General features: G+C 45.2%; 30 protein-coding genes. All 30 read right to left on the reverse strand.

Annotated features, from left to right (window positions below):
* Positions 1–39: 39 nt before the first annotated feature.
* The 30 genes from rpsD to mreC all read right to left on the reverse strand — a co-directional run bounded on the left by rpsD (position 40) and on the right by mreC (position 17153).
* Positions 40–681 (reverse strand): 30S ribosomal protein S4, encoded by a 642-nt coding sequence (gene rpsD / locus W234_RS0102330; protein ID WP_025644367.1) that lies wholly within the window; start codon positions 679–681, stop codon positions 40–42.
* Positions 682–729: 48 nt separating this feature from the next.
* Positions 730–1119 (reverse strand): 30S ribosomal protein S11, encoded by a 390-nt coding sequence (rpsK, locus tag W234_RS0102335; RefSeq protein ID WP_025644368.1) that lies wholly within the window; start codon positions 1117–1119, stop codon positions 730–732.
* Positions 1120–1139: 20 nt separating this feature from the next.
* Positions 1140–1496 (reverse strand): 30S ribosomal protein S13, encoded by a 357-nt coding sequence (gene rpsM, locus W234_RS0102340; protein ID WP_025644369.1) that lies wholly within the window; start codon positions 1494–1496, stop codon positions 1140–1142.
* 265 nt (positions 1497–1761) lie between these two features.
* Positions 1762–1878: a 50S ribosomal protein L36 gene (gene rpmJ / locus W234_RS0102345; RefSeq protein ID WP_025644371.1), complete on the reverse strand. Its 117-nt coding sequence runs from the start codon at positions 1876–1878 to the stop codon at positions 1762–1764.
* 31 nt (positions 1879–1909) lie between these two features.
* Positions 1910–3241: a preprotein translocase subunit SecY gene (gene secY, locus W234_RS0102350; RefSeq protein WP_198013330.1), complete on the reverse strand. Its 1332-nt coding sequence runs from the start codon at positions 3239–3241 to the stop codon at positions 1910–1912.
* Between the two features lie 19 nt (positions 3242–3260).
* Positions 3261–3701 (reverse strand): 50S ribosomal protein L15, encoded by a 441-nt coding sequence (gene rplO, locus W234_RS0102355; RefSeq protein ID WP_025644375.1) that lies wholly within the window; start codon positions 3699–3701, stop codon positions 3261–3263.
* A complete protein-coding gene (rpmD, locus tag W234_RS0102360; RefSeq protein WP_025644377.1) occupies positions 3701–3880 on the reverse strand; it encodes a 50S ribosomal protein L30 in 180 nt (59 codons plus the stop codon). The genes rplO and rpmD overlap by 1 nt, the downstream gene beginning before the upstream one ends.
* Positions 3881–3900: 20 nt before the next feature.
* Positions 3901–4416 carry a 30S ribosomal protein S5 gene (gene rpsE, locus W234_RS0102365; RefSeq protein WP_025644379.1) on the reverse strand — a complete coding sequence of 172 codons (516 nt, stop codon included), beginning with the start codon at positions 4414–4416 and terminating at the stop codon, positions 3901–3903.
* 2 nt (positions 4417–4418) lie between these two features.
* On the reverse strand, positions 4419–4769 hold the full coding sequence (gene rplR / locus W234_RS0102370) for a 50S ribosomal protein L18 (protein ID WP_025644381.1): 351 nt from the start codon (positions 4767–4769) through the stop codon (positions 4419–4421).
* Between the two features lie 11 nt (positions 4770–4780).
* Positions 4781–5314: a 50S ribosomal protein L6 gene (rplF, locus tag W234_RS0102375; RefSeq protein WP_025644383.1), complete on the reverse strand. Its 534-nt coding sequence runs from the start codon at positions 5312–5314 to the stop codon at positions 4781–4783.
* Between the two features lie 263 nt (positions 5315–5577).
* Positions 5578–5976 (reverse strand): 30S ribosomal protein S8, encoded by a 399-nt coding sequence (gene rpsH, locus W234_RS0102380; RefSeq protein WP_025644385.1) that lies wholly within the window; start codon positions 5974–5976, stop codon positions 5578–5580.
* Positions 5977–5987: 11 nt separating this feature from the next.
* Positions 5988–6293 carry a 30S ribosomal protein S14 gene (gene rpsN, locus W234_RS0102385; RefSeq protein ID WP_025644387.1) on the reverse strand — a complete coding sequence of 102 codons (306 nt, stop codon included), beginning with the start codon at positions 6291–6293 and terminating at the stop codon, positions 5988–5990.
* A gap of 12 nt (positions 6294–6305) precedes the next feature.
* Entirely contained in the window at positions 6306–6842 is a 537-nt protein-coding gene (gene rplE / locus W234_RS0102390) for a 50S ribosomal protein L5 (protein ID WP_025644388.1), read from the reverse strand.
* Between the two features lie 21 nt (positions 6843–6863).
* Positions 6864–7181, reverse strand: coding sequence for a 50S ribosomal protein L24 (gene rplX, locus W234_RS0102395; protein WP_025644390.1), 318 nt, complete (start codon positions 7179–7181; stop codon positions 6864–6866).
* An 8-nt stretch (positions 7182–7189) separates the two neighbouring features.
* Positions 7190–7558 (reverse strand): 50S ribosomal protein L14, encoded by a 369-nt coding sequence (gene rplN / locus W234_RS0102400; RefSeq protein WP_025644392.1) that lies wholly within the window; start codon positions 7556–7558, stop codon positions 7190–7192.
* A 181-nt stretch (positions 7559–7739) separates the two neighbouring features.
* The gene (gene rpsQ / locus W234_RS0102405) at positions 7740–8015 is read right to left on the reverse strand and encodes a 30S ribosomal protein S17 (RefSeq protein ID WP_025644394.1); all 276 of its coding nucleotides are present in this window, start codon (positions 8013–8015) and stop codon (positions 7740–7742) included.
* Complete coding sequence (rpmC, locus tag W234_RS0102410; protein ID WP_025644397.1) at positions 8012–8209, reverse strand: 50S ribosomal protein L29; 198 nt, start codon at positions 8207–8209, stop codon at positions 8012–8014. Before rpmC ends, rpsQ begins: the two co-directional genes overlap by 4 nt.
* On the reverse strand, positions 8209–8622 hold the full coding sequence (rplP, locus tag W234_RS0102415; RefSeq protein WP_025644399.1) for a 50S ribosomal protein L16: 414 nt from the start codon (positions 8620–8622) through the stop codon (positions 8209–8211). The genes rpmC and rplP overlap by 1 nt, the downstream gene beginning before the upstream one ends.
* 3 nt (positions 8623–8625) lie before the next feature.
* Positions 8626–9354, reverse strand: coding sequence for a 30S ribosomal protein S3 (gene rpsC / locus W234_RS0102420; protein WP_025644406.1), 729 nt, complete (start codon positions 9352–9354; stop codon positions 8626–8628).
* Positions 9355–9357: 3 nt separating this feature from the next.
* The gene (rplV, locus tag W234_RS0102425; protein ID WP_025644408.1) at positions 9358–9687 is read right to left on the reverse strand and encodes a 50S ribosomal protein L22; all 330 of its coding nucleotides are present in this window, start codon (positions 9685–9687) and stop codon (positions 9358–9360) included.
* 10 nt (positions 9688–9697) lie between these two features.
* Positions 9698–9973, reverse strand: coding sequence for a 30S ribosomal protein S19 (rpsS, locus tag W234_RS0102430; protein ID WP_025644410.1), 276 nt, complete (start codon positions 9971–9973; stop codon positions 9698–9700).
* Between the two features lie 11 nt (positions 9974–9984).
* Positions 9985–10815: a 50S ribosomal protein L2 gene (gene rplB, locus W234_RS0102435; RefSeq protein ID WP_025644412.1), complete on the reverse strand. Its 831-nt coding sequence runs from the start codon at positions 10813–10815 to the stop codon at positions 9985–9987.
* A gap of 11 nt (positions 10816–10826) precedes the next feature.
* On the reverse strand, positions 10827–11177 hold the full coding sequence (gene rplW / locus W234_RS0102440) for a 50S ribosomal protein L23 (protein WP_025644414.1): 351 nt from the start codon (positions 11175–11177) through the stop codon (positions 10827–10829).
* Positions 11174–11776: a 50S ribosomal protein L4 gene (gene rplD / locus W234_RS0102445; RefSeq protein ID WP_025644417.1), complete on the reverse strand. Its 603-nt coding sequence runs from the start codon at positions 11774–11776 to the stop codon at positions 11174–11176. The genes rplW and rplD overlap by 4 nt, the downstream gene beginning before the upstream one ends.
* A 14-nt stretch (positions 11777–11790) precedes the next feature.
* On the reverse strand, positions 11791–12429 hold the full coding sequence (gene rplC, locus W234_RS0102450) for a 50S ribosomal protein L3 (RefSeq protein ID WP_025644419.1): 639 nt from the start codon (positions 12427–12429) through the stop codon (positions 11791–11793).
* A gap of 48 nt (positions 12430–12477) precedes the next feature.
* Complete coding sequence (gene rpsJ, locus W234_RS0102455; RefSeq protein ID WP_025644420.1) at positions 12478–12789, reverse strand: 30S ribosomal protein S10; 312 nt, start codon at positions 12787–12789, stop codon at positions 12478–12480.
* A gap of 334 nt (positions 12790–13123) precedes the next feature.
* The gene (locus tag W234_RS0102465) at positions 13124–14764 is read right to left on the reverse strand and encodes an Rne/Rng family ribonuclease (protein WP_025644422.1); all 1641 of its coding nucleotides are present in this window, start codon (positions 14762–14764) and stop codon (positions 13124–13126) included.
* Between the two features lie 132 nt (positions 14765–14896).
* Positions 14897–15556, reverse strand: a complete 660-nt coding sequence (locus tag W234_RS0102470; RefSeq protein ID WP_037058727.1) for a Maf family protein — start codon at positions 15554–15556, stop codon at positions 14897–14899.
* Positions 15557–15669: 113 nt separating this feature from the next.
* Positions 15670–16155, reverse strand: coding sequence for a rod shape-determining protein MreD (gene mreD / locus W234_RS0102475; RefSeq protein WP_025644425.1), 486 nt, complete (start codon positions 16153–16155; stop codon positions 15670–15672).
* Between the two features lie 146 nt (positions 16156–16301).
* Positions 16302–17153: a rod shape-determining protein MreC gene (mreC, locus tag W234_RS0102480; protein WP_025644427.1), complete on the reverse strand. Its 852-nt coding sequence runs from the start codon at positions 17151–17153 to the stop codon at positions 16302–16304.
* Between the last annotated feature and the right edge of the window lie 12 nt (positions 17154–17165).

Genomic DNA, 17165 nt, shown 5'->3' on the forward strand with positions numbered 1-17165 from the left:
GGCTCAATGCTATAAGCATAACATTGAGCAGTACGTTACTTACTTAGAGTATAGCTCAACGATCAAGCTTTCGTTGATTTCAGCAGGTAGATCAATACGATCTGGAGCATGTTTAAACGTGCCCTGTAGTTTGCTGTTGTCAACATCAAGCCATTCTGGAATACCACGTTGTGATGCTAGTTCCATAGCGTTTTTAATACGTAGCTGTTCGCGAGACTTCTCTTGAATAGCAATGACATCACCATCTTGCAACTGGATTGATGGAATGTTCACACGAACAAACTCATCACGGCCAGCTTTTTTTACCATAACAGTGCGATGGCTGACTAGCTGACGTGCTTCAGCGCGAGTTGAGCCAAAGCCCATGCGGTATACCACGTTATCCAAACGACTCTCAAGCATAGCTAGTAGGTTCTCACCCGTAGCACCGCGCTTACGCGCCGCTTCTTTGTAGTAGTTTGCAAATTGACGCTCAAGTACGCCATAGATACGCTTAACTTTTTGTTTTTCGCGTAGCTGTAGAGAATACTCTGAGCTCTTGTTACGGCTTACACCGTGCTGACCAGGTGGACGACCAGCTTTCTTTGTTTTAACATCATACGGCTTAACACCAGACTTAAGGCCTAAGTCAGTGCCTTCGCGACGTGATAATTTGAGTTTTGGTCCAATATAACGGGCCATTGTTCTGTCTCCTTTAAGCTCTTATTATTAAAAGCTTCGTCTCTAATATTAGACGCGGCGCTTTTTCGGCGCACGGCAACCATTGTGTGGGATTGGGGTTACATCAGAGATGCTGTTAATTTTATAACCCAATGCACCTAGTGCTCTTACCGCAGACTCACGACCCGGTCCTGGTCCTTTGACCAAAACATCGACATTCTTAACACCATATTCTTGAGCCGCTTTACCAGCGACTTCAGCTGCAACCTGAGCGGCAAATGGTGTAGATTTACGTGAACCACGGAAGCCTTGTCCACCTGAAGTGGCCCAAGCCAATGCATTACCTTGACGATCGGTAATCGTTACAATGGTGTTATTAAAAGACGCATGGATATGGGCAACGCCCTCCGATACTGAACGACGAGTCACCTTTTTGCGACTACGAGTGTCTTTAGCCATCTTTTAGCTTCCTAAGTTAATTATCTTTTGAGAGGGCGTGTCGGACCCTTACGAGTACGAGCGTTGTTTTTGGTATTTTGACCACGAACAGGTAGGTTACGGCGATGGCGAATGCCACGGTAACAACCTAAGTCAACCAAACGCTTGATATTCATTGACACTTCACGACGAAGATCACCTTCAGTCATGTATTCTGCAACTTGTGCACGGATAGCATCTAACTGTGTATCATCTAACTGACTAACTTTAGTTGTAGGGGCAATGCCAACTGCTTCTAGAATTTTCTGAGCAGTGGTACGACCTATACCAAAGATGTAAGTTAGTGAAATAACAGCATGCTTATTATCCGGAATGTTTACGCCGGCAATACGAGCCATTGATTTCTCTCCATTAAAGAAAAATATGCATTATTTATTATAAATAGCGCATTTTTCAGATTTGTTGCTGTTGATACCTCACTTCTATCTCCCTACTTTGAAGCTTTTATTATCATTAACAGATAATAAGAGTGCTACTAAAGCAGAAGTTATAAAATTTTTTGGTATGAACTACGGCAAGTGGCGGATGATATCGCATCCGCCACTTTTTTTCAAGTATTAATTTAATAAACTGTTTAGGCTTAACGCCATGATCAGTTTTTAATTAACCTTGGCGTTGCTTGTGGCGCGGTTCAGCTGTGCAGATAACATGTACACGACCTTTACGGCGTACAATCTTGCAGCTACCACAAATCTTTTTTACTGAGGCTTGAACTTTCATGGAATGCTCCTTGAATAACCACCACACTCGCTTATGGCTGAGTGGGTGATTGAATTAACGTCTGATCATGGTATTGATGGGTCATCAAATGCGCTTGAATTTGCGAGATGAAGTCCATTACCACAACCACCATAATCAGTAGCGACGTACCACCAAGTTGGAACGGCACACCAAATGAGGATTGAACGACCATCGGCATCAAACAAATAACCGTCATGTACATCGCGCCAATAAAGGTTAGTCGATTTAACACATGGTCAAGATAACGCTGAGTTTGTTGTCCGGGGCGAATACCTGGAATATACGCTCCACTACGTTTAAGGTTTTCTGCAACCTCGCGTGGACTAAAAACCAATGCCGTATAAAAATAGCAAAAGAAGATAATCATCGCACCAAACAGTACTAGATATAGCGGCTGTCCAGGAGACAACACCAACGCTATATTTTGTAATATCTTTTGGGTAAAAGTAGGATCAGCCGATTGACCAACCCACTGCCCTAAACTCGCTGGAAACAGTAATAAGGAGCTAGCAAAAATAGCGGGAATAACCCCTGCCATGTTTAATTTCAGCGGCAAATGTGACTGCTGCTGAGCATAAATTTTGCGACCTTGTTGCTGCTTTTGCGCATAGTTTACTGGGACACGGCGCTGCGCACGTTCGATATAAACGATACCGGCGGTTACCGCAATGCCTAATATTACAAAGATAAAGAGTACAATCAAGTTCATCTGACCTTGATTGACCTGTTCGATCGATTGCGAAATCATACCTGGCGTACCGGCGACAATGCTTGCAAAAATAAGCATTGAGATACCGTTACCTACGCCGCGCTCTGTAATCTGCTCACCAAGCCACATCAAGAACATAGCGCCTGCAACCAACGAGGTTACAGCAGGAATATAAAAGGTCAGACCGGAAGATAAAGTCAGATTCTGACTGATCAAACCGGCACACATCCCTAATGACTGCACCAAAGCCAAAGCAAGCGTCCCTTGACGGGTATACTTATTCAGCGTACGTCGACCTGCTTCACCCTCTTTTTTGAGAGCTTCAAGCGAAGGTACGACTGCCGACATCATCTGTACAATAATTGACGCTGAGATGTACGGCATGATACCTAGTGCCATAATTGACATACGCTCAAGCGCGCCACCTGAGAACATATTAAACATGCTCAAAATAGTGTTTTCGTTGCGCGAGAACAAATCTGCCAAGTTGACCGGGTTAATACCCGGTACTGGAATATGAGACCCTAAACGATAAACAATCAATGCGCCAATCAAAAATAACAAACGCGTCCAAAGCTCGTCATACTTACGTATAAAAGCGAAAGGATTGAGCGGAATACCACTTGAGGTCATTGATTGTTTTGACACGTTACTACTCCTCGATGCTACCACCAGCAGCTTCGATTGCTTGCTTGGCGCCTTTAGTTACTTTGATACCTTTAAAGGTATAAGCTTTAGTAACTTCGCCTGATAGCATAACACGGGCACGTTTCATGTCGTGACGGATAAGGTTAGCTGCTTTTAGAGTCTCTAAGCTAATCACATCGCCTTCAACTTTATTCAGCTCAGACAAACGTACCTCAGCGGTAGTCATTGCCATTTTACTGGTAAAGCCAAATTTTGGTAGACGACGATATAAAGGCATTTGACCACCTTCAAATCCTGAACGAACGCTAGAACCTGAACGTGATTTTTGACCTTTTACACCGCGGCCACCTGTCTTACCAAGACCTGAACCGATACCACGACCACGACGTTGGGCAGTTTTCTTCGCGCCAACACCTGGTGATAATTCGTTTAATCTAAGTCCCATTACGCTTCCTCCACTTTTACCATGTAGTTGACGCGATTGACCATACCACGGGTTGAAGGAGTATCTTCAACGATGACTGTATGATTAATACGGCGTAAACCCAATCCTTTCAAGCTAGCTTTGTGGCTCTTGAGGCGATGGGCACCTGATTTAAATTGAGTGACTTTCATTTTTTTCATCGTAACTCACCTAGTCTAAGTTAACCCAAAATTTCGTCTACAGATTTACCACGTTTTGCTGCCATCTTCTCTGGAGTTGACATATCACGTAAACCGTTGAATGTCGCGCGAACGACGTTAGCGGTATTGGTAGAACCATGACACTTTGTTAAAACATCTTTAACACCAGCAACTTCTAATACCGCACGCATTGCGCCACCAGCGATTACGCCAGTACCTTCAGATGCAGGCTGCATATAGACCTTGCTCGCACCGTGACGTGCTGCAATAGGATGATGCAAAGTGGCTTCATTAAGATCCACAGTGATCATATTGCGTTTAGCTGCTTCTAAAGCTTTTTGGATAGCAGCTGGTACTTCGCGCGCTTTACCACGGCCGAAACCAACGCGGCCATTACCATCACCCACTACCGTTAAAGCAGTGAAAGAGAAGATACGACCACCTTTAACCACTTTTGCAACGCGATCAACGGTAACTAGGCGTTCTACTAAACCATCGCTTTGTTCATTTTTATCATTTCTATCGTTTCTAGCCATGATTAAAACTCCAATCCATTTTCGCGAGCAGCTTCAGCTAAAGCTTTTACTCGACCATGATATTTAAAACCACTACGGTCAAAGGCAACTTTCGTAATACCAGCTGCTTTTGCGCGTTCTGCGATCATTTGTCCTACAGACGTCGCTGCATCAGCGTTACCAGTCGCGCCTGAACGCAAGCTGCTGTCTAAGGTAGATGCCTGAGCGATCACTTCACCACCGTTCGGAGAGATAATCTGGGCATAGATGTGCTTTGGTGTGCGGTTTACCGTAAGACGATTAACGCCTAAATGACGGATATGTGCACGGGTTTTTTTAGCTCGACGCAGACGAGCTGCTTTTTTATCAAACATGTCCTCTCACCTTATTTTTTCTTGGCTTCTTTGCGAATAATGCGCTCGTCACTATAACGAATACCTTTACCTTTGTAAGGCTCTGGCGGACGGAAACCACGGATATTAGCCGCTGCTTGACCAAGTTGCTGCTTATTGTTTGATTTCAAAACAATTTCAGTTTGCGTTGGCGTTTCAGCTGACACACTTTCAGGCAACGTATATTCTACTGGATGTGAATAACCAACGTTTAAGGTTACTTTATCGCCAGCAGCTTGTGCACGATAACCAACACCGATTAGCTGAAGGCGCTTCTCGAACCCTTCGCTAACGCCTTTAACGTGGTTGTTAAGTAAGGCGCGAACGGTGCCAGTGTGCATCATGGCTTCTTTTGAATCGACTGTAGGTGAGAGAATGATAGTATCATCTTCCTGTTTCAGCTCGACCAATTCATGCAGGTGTAAAGACATAGTACCGTTCTTGCCTTTCACTTCGACCTGCCGATCGTTCAAAGTAACACTTACGCCGCTAGGCAGTGTCACTGGGGCTTTAGCCACACGAGACATAGGAATATTCCTTAAAAAAATTAAAACATCTGTTAGCTGACCACTATCAAAACATAAATTAAATTCAGTTAGGATAATAGCGAAAAAACTAACAGGCTAAAAAGCGTGTTAGTTTATCATAATTGATCTTAATTAACACCTATCAATTTATAATTAGTAAGTGCTGATGTGATATCAGGCTTACAGCTATTCAAAAAAATAGTCTGTAAGCTTAATAAGATACAAATAGACTTTATCGTTTTATTGCGTAGCAGAAATGCTAATTAAGCAACAAATGCAACGATTTCACCACCGATACCAGCAGCGCGAGCAGCACGATCACTCATGATACCTTGACTGGTTGATACGATAGCCACACCCATACCTTGCTTAACAGTAGGGATATTGTCTTTACCGCGATGCTGGCGTAGGCCAGGACGGCTATAACGTTGAATAGTTTCGATGACAGCTTTGCCTTCGAAATATTTAAGCTCGATAGTTAATGTCGCTTTGTTGTTCGCTTCTTCGCTAACTTCAGCGCTGGCTACATAACCTTCACTAACCAAAAGGTCAGCGATAGATTTACGTAGTTTTGAGCTTGGCATAGCTACGGACACTTTATTAGCCATTTGTGCGTTGCGAATACGGGTTAGCATATCCCCAACAGTATCTTGCATACTCATGTGATTACTCCTTACCAGCTTGCTTTACGAACACCAGGCACATCGCCTTGCATGACACGCTCACGCAGCATATTGCGTGATAAGCCAAACTTGCGGAAGTAACCGTGAGGACGACCGGTGATAGCACAACGATTACGCAGACGTACTGGTGATGAGTTGCGTGGTAGAGCTTGTAGCTCTAACATTGCATCCATACGCTCTTCGTCACTTGCGTTGATGTCACTGATAGTTTCTTTTAGCTTCACACGCTTCTCAGCGTATTTAGCAACCATTTTTTCGCGCTTTAATTCGCGGTTGATCATGCTCTTCTTTGCCATAACGTCTTTACCTTATTTGAATGGGAAGCCGAATGCTTTGAGTAACGCACGACCTTCTTCATCAGAACTTGCTGACGTAGTGATTGTCACATCCATACCACGGATACGATCAATTTTATCATAGTCTACTTCTGGGAATACGATTTGCTCTTTGATACCCAATGAGTAGTTACCACGTCCGTCAAAAGCTTTAGGTGAAAAACCACGGAAGTCACGAATACGAGGAATCGCAATAGCAATGAGACGATCTAAAAATTCGTACATTTGCTCACCGCGAAGCGTTACTTTACAGCCAATTGGCCACTCTTCACGAATTTTGAAACCAGCAACTGATTTGCGTGCTTTGGTGACAACAGGCTTTTGACCAGCGATAGCGGTCATGTCTGCTACAGCACCTTCAAGTAACTTCTTATCTTGTGATGCGCCGCCGACACCCATGTTCAATGTGATTTTAGTGATTTTAGGCACTTGCATCACATTTTCTACACCGATCTCTTTTTGAATCTGCTGCTTGAGTTCATTGTTATATAAAGCTTTTAATCTTGCCATTACTATTACACCCTTAGTGTCTTACGCAGTCGCCACTACTTCACCATTTGAGCGATAAACGCGTTGTTTCACGCCTTCATCGTTCGTCTGATAAGTAATACGGTCTGCTTTTTGGGTTTGCGCATTTAAGATTGCGACATTTGAAATATGCAAAAAGGCTTCTTGCTTAACGATACCACCCTCGCTACCAGTCGCCTGATTTGGCTTTTGGTGTTTGGTGACGATGTTAATGCCTTCGACTTTGATGCGATCGTTTTTAACAGCTTGTACAGTACCTTGCTTGCCTTTGTCTTTACCAGCAATCACGATAACTGTATCGCCTTTACGTAATTTAGCCATGGGTTACCTCACAATACTTCTGGTGCTAGGGATACAATTTTCATAAACTGATCACCACGTAGTTCACGAGTTACCGGTCCAAAAATACGAGTTGCAATTGGTGCTTTGTTTTGGTTGAGCAATACCGCAGCATTGTCATCAAAACGAATCACTGAACCATCAGAGCGACGAACGCCTTTTTTGGTACGTACAACTACCGCATTCATCACGTCGCCTTTTTTGACACGACCACGAGGAATAGCTTCTTTAACCGTTATCTTAATGATATCGCCGACAGATGCATAACGACGATGAGAACCACCCAGTACTTTAATGCACTGAACTCTTCTTGCACCGCTATTGTCTGCAACTTCCAGCATAGATTCGACCTGAATCATAGCGTTACTCCACACGTATGAGCAATAAAAGCCAGTTGCTGCCGCTTGCACAGTATGAGTAAGCGGCAGGTTTATACTAGTAGCCGCATTTTACTCATAGGTGTGTGATAAACGCTCGGCGCAATCAGCATCCCTAAAAAGGCGGATATTTTAACAGCTTCTGACTTTCAATGCAATTTACTTAAATTTTTTCTACAGTTTCAACCACGTCAACTAAAGTCCAAGACTTTGTTTTTGAGATTGGACGCGTTTCTTTGATGCGGACAAGATCGCCTTGTTGGCAGACATTGTTCTCATCGTGGGCTTTGATTTTAGTAGAACGACGAAGCTGTTTGCCATACAAAGGATGACGAACCAGACGCTCAATCAAAACCGTGATGGACTTATCCATCTTGTTGCTCACAACACGTCCTGTTAGGACGCTAGCATTGGTAGTTGCTTGATTGTTATCGCTCATGAGTCGCCTCGTTGTTTCTCGTTGATCAAAGTCTGAAGCTGAGCAATCGTACGACGATTGGCACGTACTTCATGGGTGTTCCCCAACTGACCGGTTGCTTTAGCCATACGAATACGGAAAGCATCAAGTTGCTTTTCATCAAGTAACTGGGTCAGTTCTTCTAATGATTTATCACGTAATTCACTGATCTTCATTACATTATCGTCCGCTTAACAATGGTAGTTTTAAAGGGCAGTTTTGCTGCTGCAAGCGTTAAGGCATCGCGAGCAAGCTCTTCTGAAACCCCTTCGATTTCGTATAGCACTTTACCAGGTTTGATTTCGCAGACCCAATACTCGACAGGACCTTTACCTTTACCCATACGTACTTCTAGAGGCTTATTAGTAATTGGCTTGTCTGGGAAAACACGAATCCAAATCTTACCACCACGCTTAATCTTACGAGTGATAGTACGACGTGCTGCTTCAATTTGACGAGCAGTCATACGACCACGAGTCAAAGATTTTAGACCAATTTGTCCGAATGCAACGGTGCTTCCACGATGAGCGAGCCCTGTGTTACGACCTTTGTGCATTTTACGAAACTTGGTACGTTTTGGCTGTAACATAGTTTAACCTCTGTCTGAGTTTCGACGGTTTGAGTTTCCGCGACCACGGCGTTTTGGCGCACGAGTCTGCTCTTCTTTGACCGGATTATAAACACTGTTCATACCGTCAAGGATTTCACCGCGGAAGATCCAAACTTTTACACCGATAGTGCCGTAAGTCGTTTCCGCACGTATTGACGCATAATCAATGTCAGCACGTAGTGTGTGCAATGGCACACGACCTTCACGGTACCATTCAGTACGAGCAATCTCAGCGCCGCCTAGACGACCAGAGAGCTCAACTTTGATACCTTTCGCACCAGAGCGCATGCTGTTTTGTACCGCGCGCTTCATAGCACGGCGGAACATGACACGGCGCTCAAGCTGGCTACCGATACCGTCTGCTACCAGACGAGCATCAAGATCAGGCGAGGTAATCTCTTCGATATTGACCTGAGCAGGTACGCCCATAATTTTGGTCAATTCTTTTTGCAATCTTTCGATATCTTCGCCTTTCTTACCGATAACGATACCAGGACGCGCAGTGGCGATGGTAATCTTAGCGGCGCCAGTAGGACGCTCGATCGTGATGTTGCTGATCATCGCGTTGTCTAGCTTTTTGCGCAAGTATTCACGAACTTGGATGTCGTTGATGAGGTATTCTGAGTATTGCTTTGGATCAGCATACCAGTTTGCATTATGCTTTTTGACAACACCAAGACGAATTCCGATTGGATGTACTTTCTGACCCATAGCTTATTCTCCTACCTTTATAGTGATGTGACAGGTACGCTTACTGATACGATCAGCGCGACCCTTAGCACGTGGTAGGATACGCTTTAGCGTAATGCCTTCATCAACGTAGATAGTCGCAACTTTTAGGTCGTCGATATCTAGGCCGTGATTATGTTCGGCATTGGCGATGGCTGAGTTAAGGCATTTCTTAACAAAGACTGCGCCTTTTTTATTGCTATACGTTAGGATATCCAAAGCACGCTCAATCGGCTTGCCACGAACTTCATCAGCAACGAGTCTAACTTTTTGTGCCGAGATGGCGGCACCGCGTAATTTTGCAGTTACTTCCATGGTAAGCACCTTATCTTTTTGCTTTTCTGTCAATGCCATGACCACGATACGTACGAGTCGGGGCAAATTCACCTAGTTTATGACCAACCATCTGCTCGCTGATAATGACAGGTACGTGAGTACGGCCATTATGAACAGATAAGGTTAAGCCAACCATTTGGGGCAGAATCATCGAGCGACGCGACCATGTTTTAATGGGCTTGCGTGAGTTGGTGTCAATAGCATTCTCAACTTTGGCAAACAAATGCGCATCAATGAATGGACCTTTTTTCAATGAACGAGGCATGAAATTCTTCCTTATTTCTTCTTGGCGCGGCGGCGACGGATGATCATATTGTCAGTACGCTTATTATGACGCGTTTTAAGTCCTTTAGACTTCTGACCCCAAGGGCTAGTTGGATGGCGACCTTTAACACGACCTTCACCACCACCATGTGGGTGATCAACCGGGTTCATAGCGACACCACGGACTGAAGGACGAACACCACGCCAACGTGAGGCACCGGCTTTACCAAGTGACTTCAAGTTGTTTTCAGTGTTAGATACTTCACCAATAACCGCACGGCACTCAACGTGTACACGGCGAGTCTCGCCTGAACGTAGACGTAGAATCGCGTAGATACCATCACGGCCTAGTAGCTGTACGCTTGCACCCGCTGAACGAGCCATCTGTGCGCCTTTACCGATTTTTAATTCGATATTATGGATCACAGTACCCAAAGGGATGTTTTTAAGCGGCATACAGTTGCCTGGACGAATTGGAGCCGTATCACCTGATAATACTGAATCACCAACTTTTTGCTTCTTAGCAGCAATAATATAACGGCGCTCACCATCAGCGTACTTAAGTAGAGCAATATGAGCAGTACGGTTAGGATCATATTCGATACGCTCAACCACAGCTGGGATATTGTCTTTAGTACGTTTGAAGTCAATGATACGATAATGATGCTTGTGACCACCGCCGATGTGGCGAGAAGTTATGCGACCATTGTTATTACGACCACCTGACTTACCTTTTGATTCGACAAGTGCTGCATAAGGACGACCTTTATAAAGGTGTGGATGCACCACTTTTTCAACAAAACGACGGCCTGGTGATGTTGGCTTTGCTTTTACGATAGGCATGAGTGTAATCCTTATTCGTTGTTCGCTGTTTCACTAGTAGAATCAGTCGTATTTGCGACCTCTTCACCAGCATCAGCCATTTGTACATCTTGACCAGCTTTTAAGGTAACATAGGCTTTTTTGAAGTCATTACGACGGCCGATGCTTCTACCAAAACGCTTTGTCTTACCTTTAACATTCAAAGTGTTCACCTTAGTGACTTCAACACCTTCAAACATCAACTCAACTGCTTTTTTGATTTCAAGCTTAGTGGCATTAGAATCAACTTTGAATACTTGCACACCAAATGAATCACCAAGCATTTGAGATTTTTCTGAGAATACAGGTCCTCTTAAGACCTGATAAAGTCTTGCGTTATTCATGCTAGTGCTTCCTCAAATTGTTTCGCAGCTTCAACTGACATGATGACTTTGTCAAAGGCGATCAAGCTCACTGGATCCACTTCAGATGTACCTAGTACATTGACGTGTGGAATATTGCGAGCAGCTAAATATAAATTCTCGTCAACTTCTTTGGTGACGATCAATGCGCGCGGCGCATCTAATTCATTTAGCTTTGCGATCAGCTCTTTGGTCTTAGGTGCAGAAACACTTATCTCTTCAACTAAAATCAAACGCTCTTGGCGAATGAGTTCAGCTAGGATGCACTGCATAGCACCGCGGTACATTTTGCGGTTAACTTTTTGTGACCAGTCTTGTGGCTTCGCAGCAAATGCGCGACCACCAGAACGCCAGATTGGGCTACGAATAGAGCCTGCACGAGCGCGACCAGTACCTTTTTGGCGCCATGGCTTGATGCCACCGCCAGAAACTTCGGCACGGGTTTTCTGCGCACGTGTACCTTGGCGAGCACCAGCTAAATAAGCGGTGACGACTTGATGCACTAATGCTTCGTTGAATTCACGACCAAAAGCCGTATCAGAAAGCTCAACCGCCGCACCTGTAACTGTTTTTAAATCCACGTTAATCCCCTTGCTTAGGCTTTGACTGACGGACGTACGATAACGTCGCCACCGGTGGCACCAGGGATGGCACCCTTGATGACAAGTAACCCTTTTTCAGCATCAACTGAGACCACTTCTAGGCCTTGTACGGTGACGCGCTTGTTACCCATCTGACCTGGCATCTTTTTGCCTTTGAATACTTTACCTGGTGACTGGTTTTGACCAGTTGAACCAAGGGCACGATGAGAGACTGAGTTACCATGAGTGGCGTCTTGCATGCTAAAGTTATGACGCTTTACGCCGCCTTGAAAGCCTTTACCTTTACTCTGTCCTGTGACATCAACAATCTGACCTTGTTCAAATAGGTCAGCTAGGATCTCACCACCAATCTCACGGCCTTCAAGGTCGCTATCATTGGTACGAAATTCCCAAACACCGCGGCCCGCTTTAACGCCAGCTTTTGCGAAGTGACCTTTTTGAGCTGCAGTTACGCGGCTGTCACGACGAGTGCCTGTGGTGATTTGAATGGCTTGATAGCCATCTACGTCATTACTTTTTACTTGAGTAATGCGGTTTGCATCGACCTCAATCACAGTAACAGGGATAGAAACACCTGCTTCTGTGAAGATTCGGGTCATGCCGCATTTTTTACCGACTAAACCGATCGCCATTTTAAACCTCTTTATATCTTCTATTAATGGATTGGGCGTTGTTGCGTATTAACCCAAAGCAATTTGGACGTCAACACCTGCCGCTAAATCTAACTTCATTAACGCGTCCACAGTTTTGTCAGTAGGCTGAACGATATCAACCATACGCTTGTGAGTACGGATTTCGTACTGGTCACGAGCGTCTTTGTTGACGTGTGGCGAGGTTAAAACGTCGAAGCGCTCAATGCGAGTCGGCAACGGTACAGGACCACAAACTTGCGCACCGGTGCGCTTTGCTGTATCAACAATCTCTTGTGCCGATTGATCAATCAGACGATGATCAAAAGACTTAAGACGGATACGGATTCTCTGGTTAGCCATGCCAGCAAGCTCCTAATATGTGCTTTGTTCATTCTTGCGCTGCAAGTGGATAAACATAAGCCGTTTGGTTAAAGATCTACTTTAAGCGGCTTCTTATTCTTTGTCAGACTTCTCTGAAAAATCAGGCTCTTGAAGAGAACCAGCAGCGTGCCAAAAGCAAAATAATTTAAAGCCCCGCCGACTCTTCCAGTTATCGGAAAAATCAGCAAAGCCATAATGAAATAGTGCTAGAAACGATGCTCTAGCTGTCATAGCAGCCGCTTTTTCTTAGGCGGATGCTTATAATTCAGTGGTGTGTATTATACACACCTTGTCGCTCATTGCAAGGGTAATATTAATCCAAAACGATATCGTATTGCTCTTGCGTGTATAAGTTCTCTACCTCAAAGGTAATAACTCGCCCTAGTAGATACTCCAGATCAGCGACAGTATCGGCCTCTGTGGTTAGCAGTAAGTCAATCACTGCTGCATGAGCGACTACCGTAAACTTCTTTGGCGAATTATAAGTACGCGCGCAGCGCATAATTTCGCGAAATATCTCAAAGCAGACAGTCTCAGCGGTTTTGACAAACCCGCGCCCCTCGCAAGTGGCACAAGGCTCACATAGCTGCTGACCTAAGGACTCACGCGTGCGCTTACGGGTCATCTCAACCAGACCCAGCTCGCTGACTTGGGTGATATTGGTTTTGGCATAATCTTCGGTCAATTGCTGCTGCAAGCTGCTTAGGACATCATCCTTATGCTCTTGCTCCAACATATCGATAAAGTCGAGAATAATAATACCGCCTAAATTACGCAGACGCAGCTGCCTTGCTATTGCATGCGTGGCTTCAAGGTTGGTTTTATAAACGGTATCCTCTAAGGATCTACCACCGACAAAGGAGCCAGTATTGACATCAATAGTGGTCATCGCTTCAGTTTGATCGATAATCAGATAGCCGCCTGATTTTAGGTTCACTCGGCGTTTTAGGGCATCGCTTAGATCGTCTTCAACACGGTGGACATCAAATAAAGCAGGCTCAGCGGTATAATGAATAATACGGTCATAAACAAAAGGCACAAACTCTTTGGCAAAGTAGCGTAGCTGCGCGTAGATTTGAGCATCATCGATGATGACCTTTTCGGTATCGATATGGACTAAATCACGGATGGAGCGTAGCGGCAACGATAGCTCTTGATAGATAAGCTCTGAGCTTTGATGATGTCTCATTTCTTGCCGGCGCGCACCGATAGTACGCCACAGCTGCAGCAGATAATAGATATCCTCTTCAAGCTTATTGACTGGGACACGCTCAGCGGCAGTACGCGCGATCAGGCCGCCTTGCAGATTAACCGTTTGCATCAGGCAAGTCAGCTCAGTCTTTAGGCGGCTGCGCTCCTCCTCGCCATCAATACGCTGAGAGATGCCGATATGATCACTAGATGGCAAATACACCAAATAACGTGACGGCAAAGAGATGTTAGTAGTAAGGCGCGCACCTTTACTGCCCAGCTGATCTTTAGTGACTTGTACTAAAATGCGCTGACCTTCATGCAGGCGATGTTGAATGAGGTTTTGGCTAGCCGCAGAGACGATTTCAGTGGTTTTGACCGCTGTACTTTCAGCGCTGACTACCGGCGGCGTAGCAGCGAGTGTCGACACTAAGCTTTCAGCTTTATCTTGTTGCATCTTAAGCGTGCTGGTCGTTTGGCTGTTACTGGCTGGATCTGGCTTTTGGCTAGGCTCGCTTTTACTGACAGCTCTAGGCGGACGCTGCATATCGTTGACATGCAAAAAAGCAGTACGCGATTGGCCGATGTCGACGAATGCAGCTTGCATACCAGGCAGCACTCGTACCACTGTTCCTAAATAGATGTTGCCAACTAAGCCAAGTTTATGATGGCGCTCAATGTAGATCTCACTGAGTACCCCATTATCCATAACTGCTACGCGCGACTCCATCGGACTAACATTGATCAGCAGCTCTTCAGACATAATGCCTCTTCTTATATGGTCTTATATGACACAGCTTTAATGACAGTGACTCTCGTTAAGGATTTATAGTGTAGCAAATAGCACGCGCATCTGCCCACTCCCCTGCCGTATCATTATGTGAGTTTGCTCCTCTTAGCTAACTTGCAGCTCATCAATCAAAGCGACAGTCTGCGCCAAAGGTAAACCGACGACATTGGTATAACTGCCGCTGATACGAGTAACCCAAGCAGCTGCTAAGCCCTGAATACCATAGCCGCCCGCCTTGTCTGCTGGCTCACCGCTGTCCCAATAGCTATCCATCATTGCCTGAGTTAACGGGATAAAGCTGACATCGGTACTCTCCATCATTTGCCGCTCGGCTGTGATCTGCCACAGCTCTACCCCCTTATCATCGCAAGTAAGCTGCACTTTTACCGCACGTACTGCCGTCCAGACTTGATGAGTACTATCAGACATCTGCTGCCACATGCTATGCGCATGAGCGCGATCGACTGGCTTGACCAAAACCGTCTTGCCATCAGCTAGCACGCCAATGGTATCTGCGGTCAACACAATAGCCGTTGGCGTGCTTGAGATACTCGTACGCTCAGTACGATCCGCTAGCTGTAAATTCAACTGCTCAATAGCTGCATCAGACTTATCTTTGACCATCCGCTTTATATAAGTGGTCGGCAGCTCATCGGTAAGAGGCGTCTCATCGATATCGACACTCATAGTGTCAAAGCGCAATTGCGCCAAATCTAGCAGCTCACGACGACGCGGTGAGCCAGACGCTAAAATGATAGTAGACATAATACTTTTAGGGTTCTTAGGATTGATTGCTTACAGGTTTATTGATAAAAGCGCGGATTTATAGCATCGCAAAAGCTTATGGTTAGGCTTAGTTTATAAGCCTATGATTGAGCTTAACGAGTAAACTTGCGTAAAACTAAAAGCACCAAAGGCCAACTAATGATACTTAACGCTAATGCAAAAGCGGACTGAGCGATAAAAGTGCTTTGGGTGATTAGTTGTAATAACCAAAGCGTCGATTGAAATACCAACAAGCTTATAGTGGCGACTATCCAAGCGCTAAGCGTATTTAACTGCTTGAGATAAATACTAGAGAGCCTAATCGTAAAGGCCACGACCACAGCAGCAAAAGCCTGCTGACCAAGAAGGCTATCGGTCAATAAATCAGCGATAAGACCTATAGTAAAGGCAAGAAAGACACCGGCATAACGTGGCTGGAATAATAGCCAAAAAATAAGCACCATCACCATAAATAAAGGTCGTAGCGCAGCCAAATACTGACCCAAAGGATAGACGCTAAGCGATGAAGCGACAATAAAGCTCAGCACCATAGCGCTTATCAATAGCCCAGTAGGATGTTCAGAGTCCGGATACGCCATAACTGCTACCTGTACGAAAGCTTAGCGAGTATTGCTGATAGGTTTGCTAAACATAGATAAAAAACCTTACAGCCTGCTGTTTAAGTTACGATTAGAAGTGATACTGATAAGGCTCTTAGCGGCTTAGTTAATGACTAGCTGTTTCTCTAATTCGCTAACTCACGAATCGTGCGCTCTTTATCCTGTAGCACTAAGACGTAGGCGTTATCCACAAAATTGGCCGCGGGCGTCACCTTAATGCTCTTAAAGTTATCCGCTTGCGTATCTTCGATATGTGCAATCGTACCGACGCGGTAGCCTGCTGGAATACGGCCGCCAAGGCCTGAGGATATCAGCACATCACCAACGCGCACATCTGAGGTCTTAAACACATAATTTAGACTCAAAGAGGTCGGCAGACCGACGCCTGTCACAATCGCGCGCTGACCGGTGCGCTTGACTGTTACCGCCACAGATTGCTGCTCATCACTTATGAGTAATACACGGCTGGTATTGGGATAGACGTTAATGACTTGCCCTAATATGCCATGCTCATCGATGACGGTTTGTGCCACTTGGACGCCATCGCGCTCGCCTTTGTTAATCACCACGATTTGCTTGAGCAGGTTGGTATCGGTGCCAATAACTTGCGCCAGATTGAGATCAAACTGCTCAGGTCTTGTGGTTGATAAAATACCTTGCAAGCGTGCGTTTTGTGCCAAGATATAATCTTGCTGCTGAAGCTTGGCCTGCGCGTGTAGCAACTGCGACTTGAGTTGCACATTCTCACGGCGCAGCGACTCTTTGGACTGTAGCCTTCCACTCGCCCAATGTTTGGCGTAGCTTGGGAGCAGCGCTGATTGATAAATCGGCTGCATAGAGGCGTGGCTAGTATCGCGTATCGGCTTGAACCATTCTGGATTCTTACTATCAAACCACATCAAAACCAACGCCACTATCAGAGCGATAGCAGTGACGCGTAATGATAAAGGCTGACGAGCAAAAATACTGGGAGTCATATAAGATCTAGC

Origin of the sequence: Psychrobacter sp. TB15 (assembly GCF_000511655.1) — a bacterium.
GTDB classification, from domain to species: domain Bacteria; phylum Pseudomonadota; class Gammaproteobacteria; order Pseudomonadales; family Moraxellaceae; genus Psychrobacter; species Psychrobacter submarinus.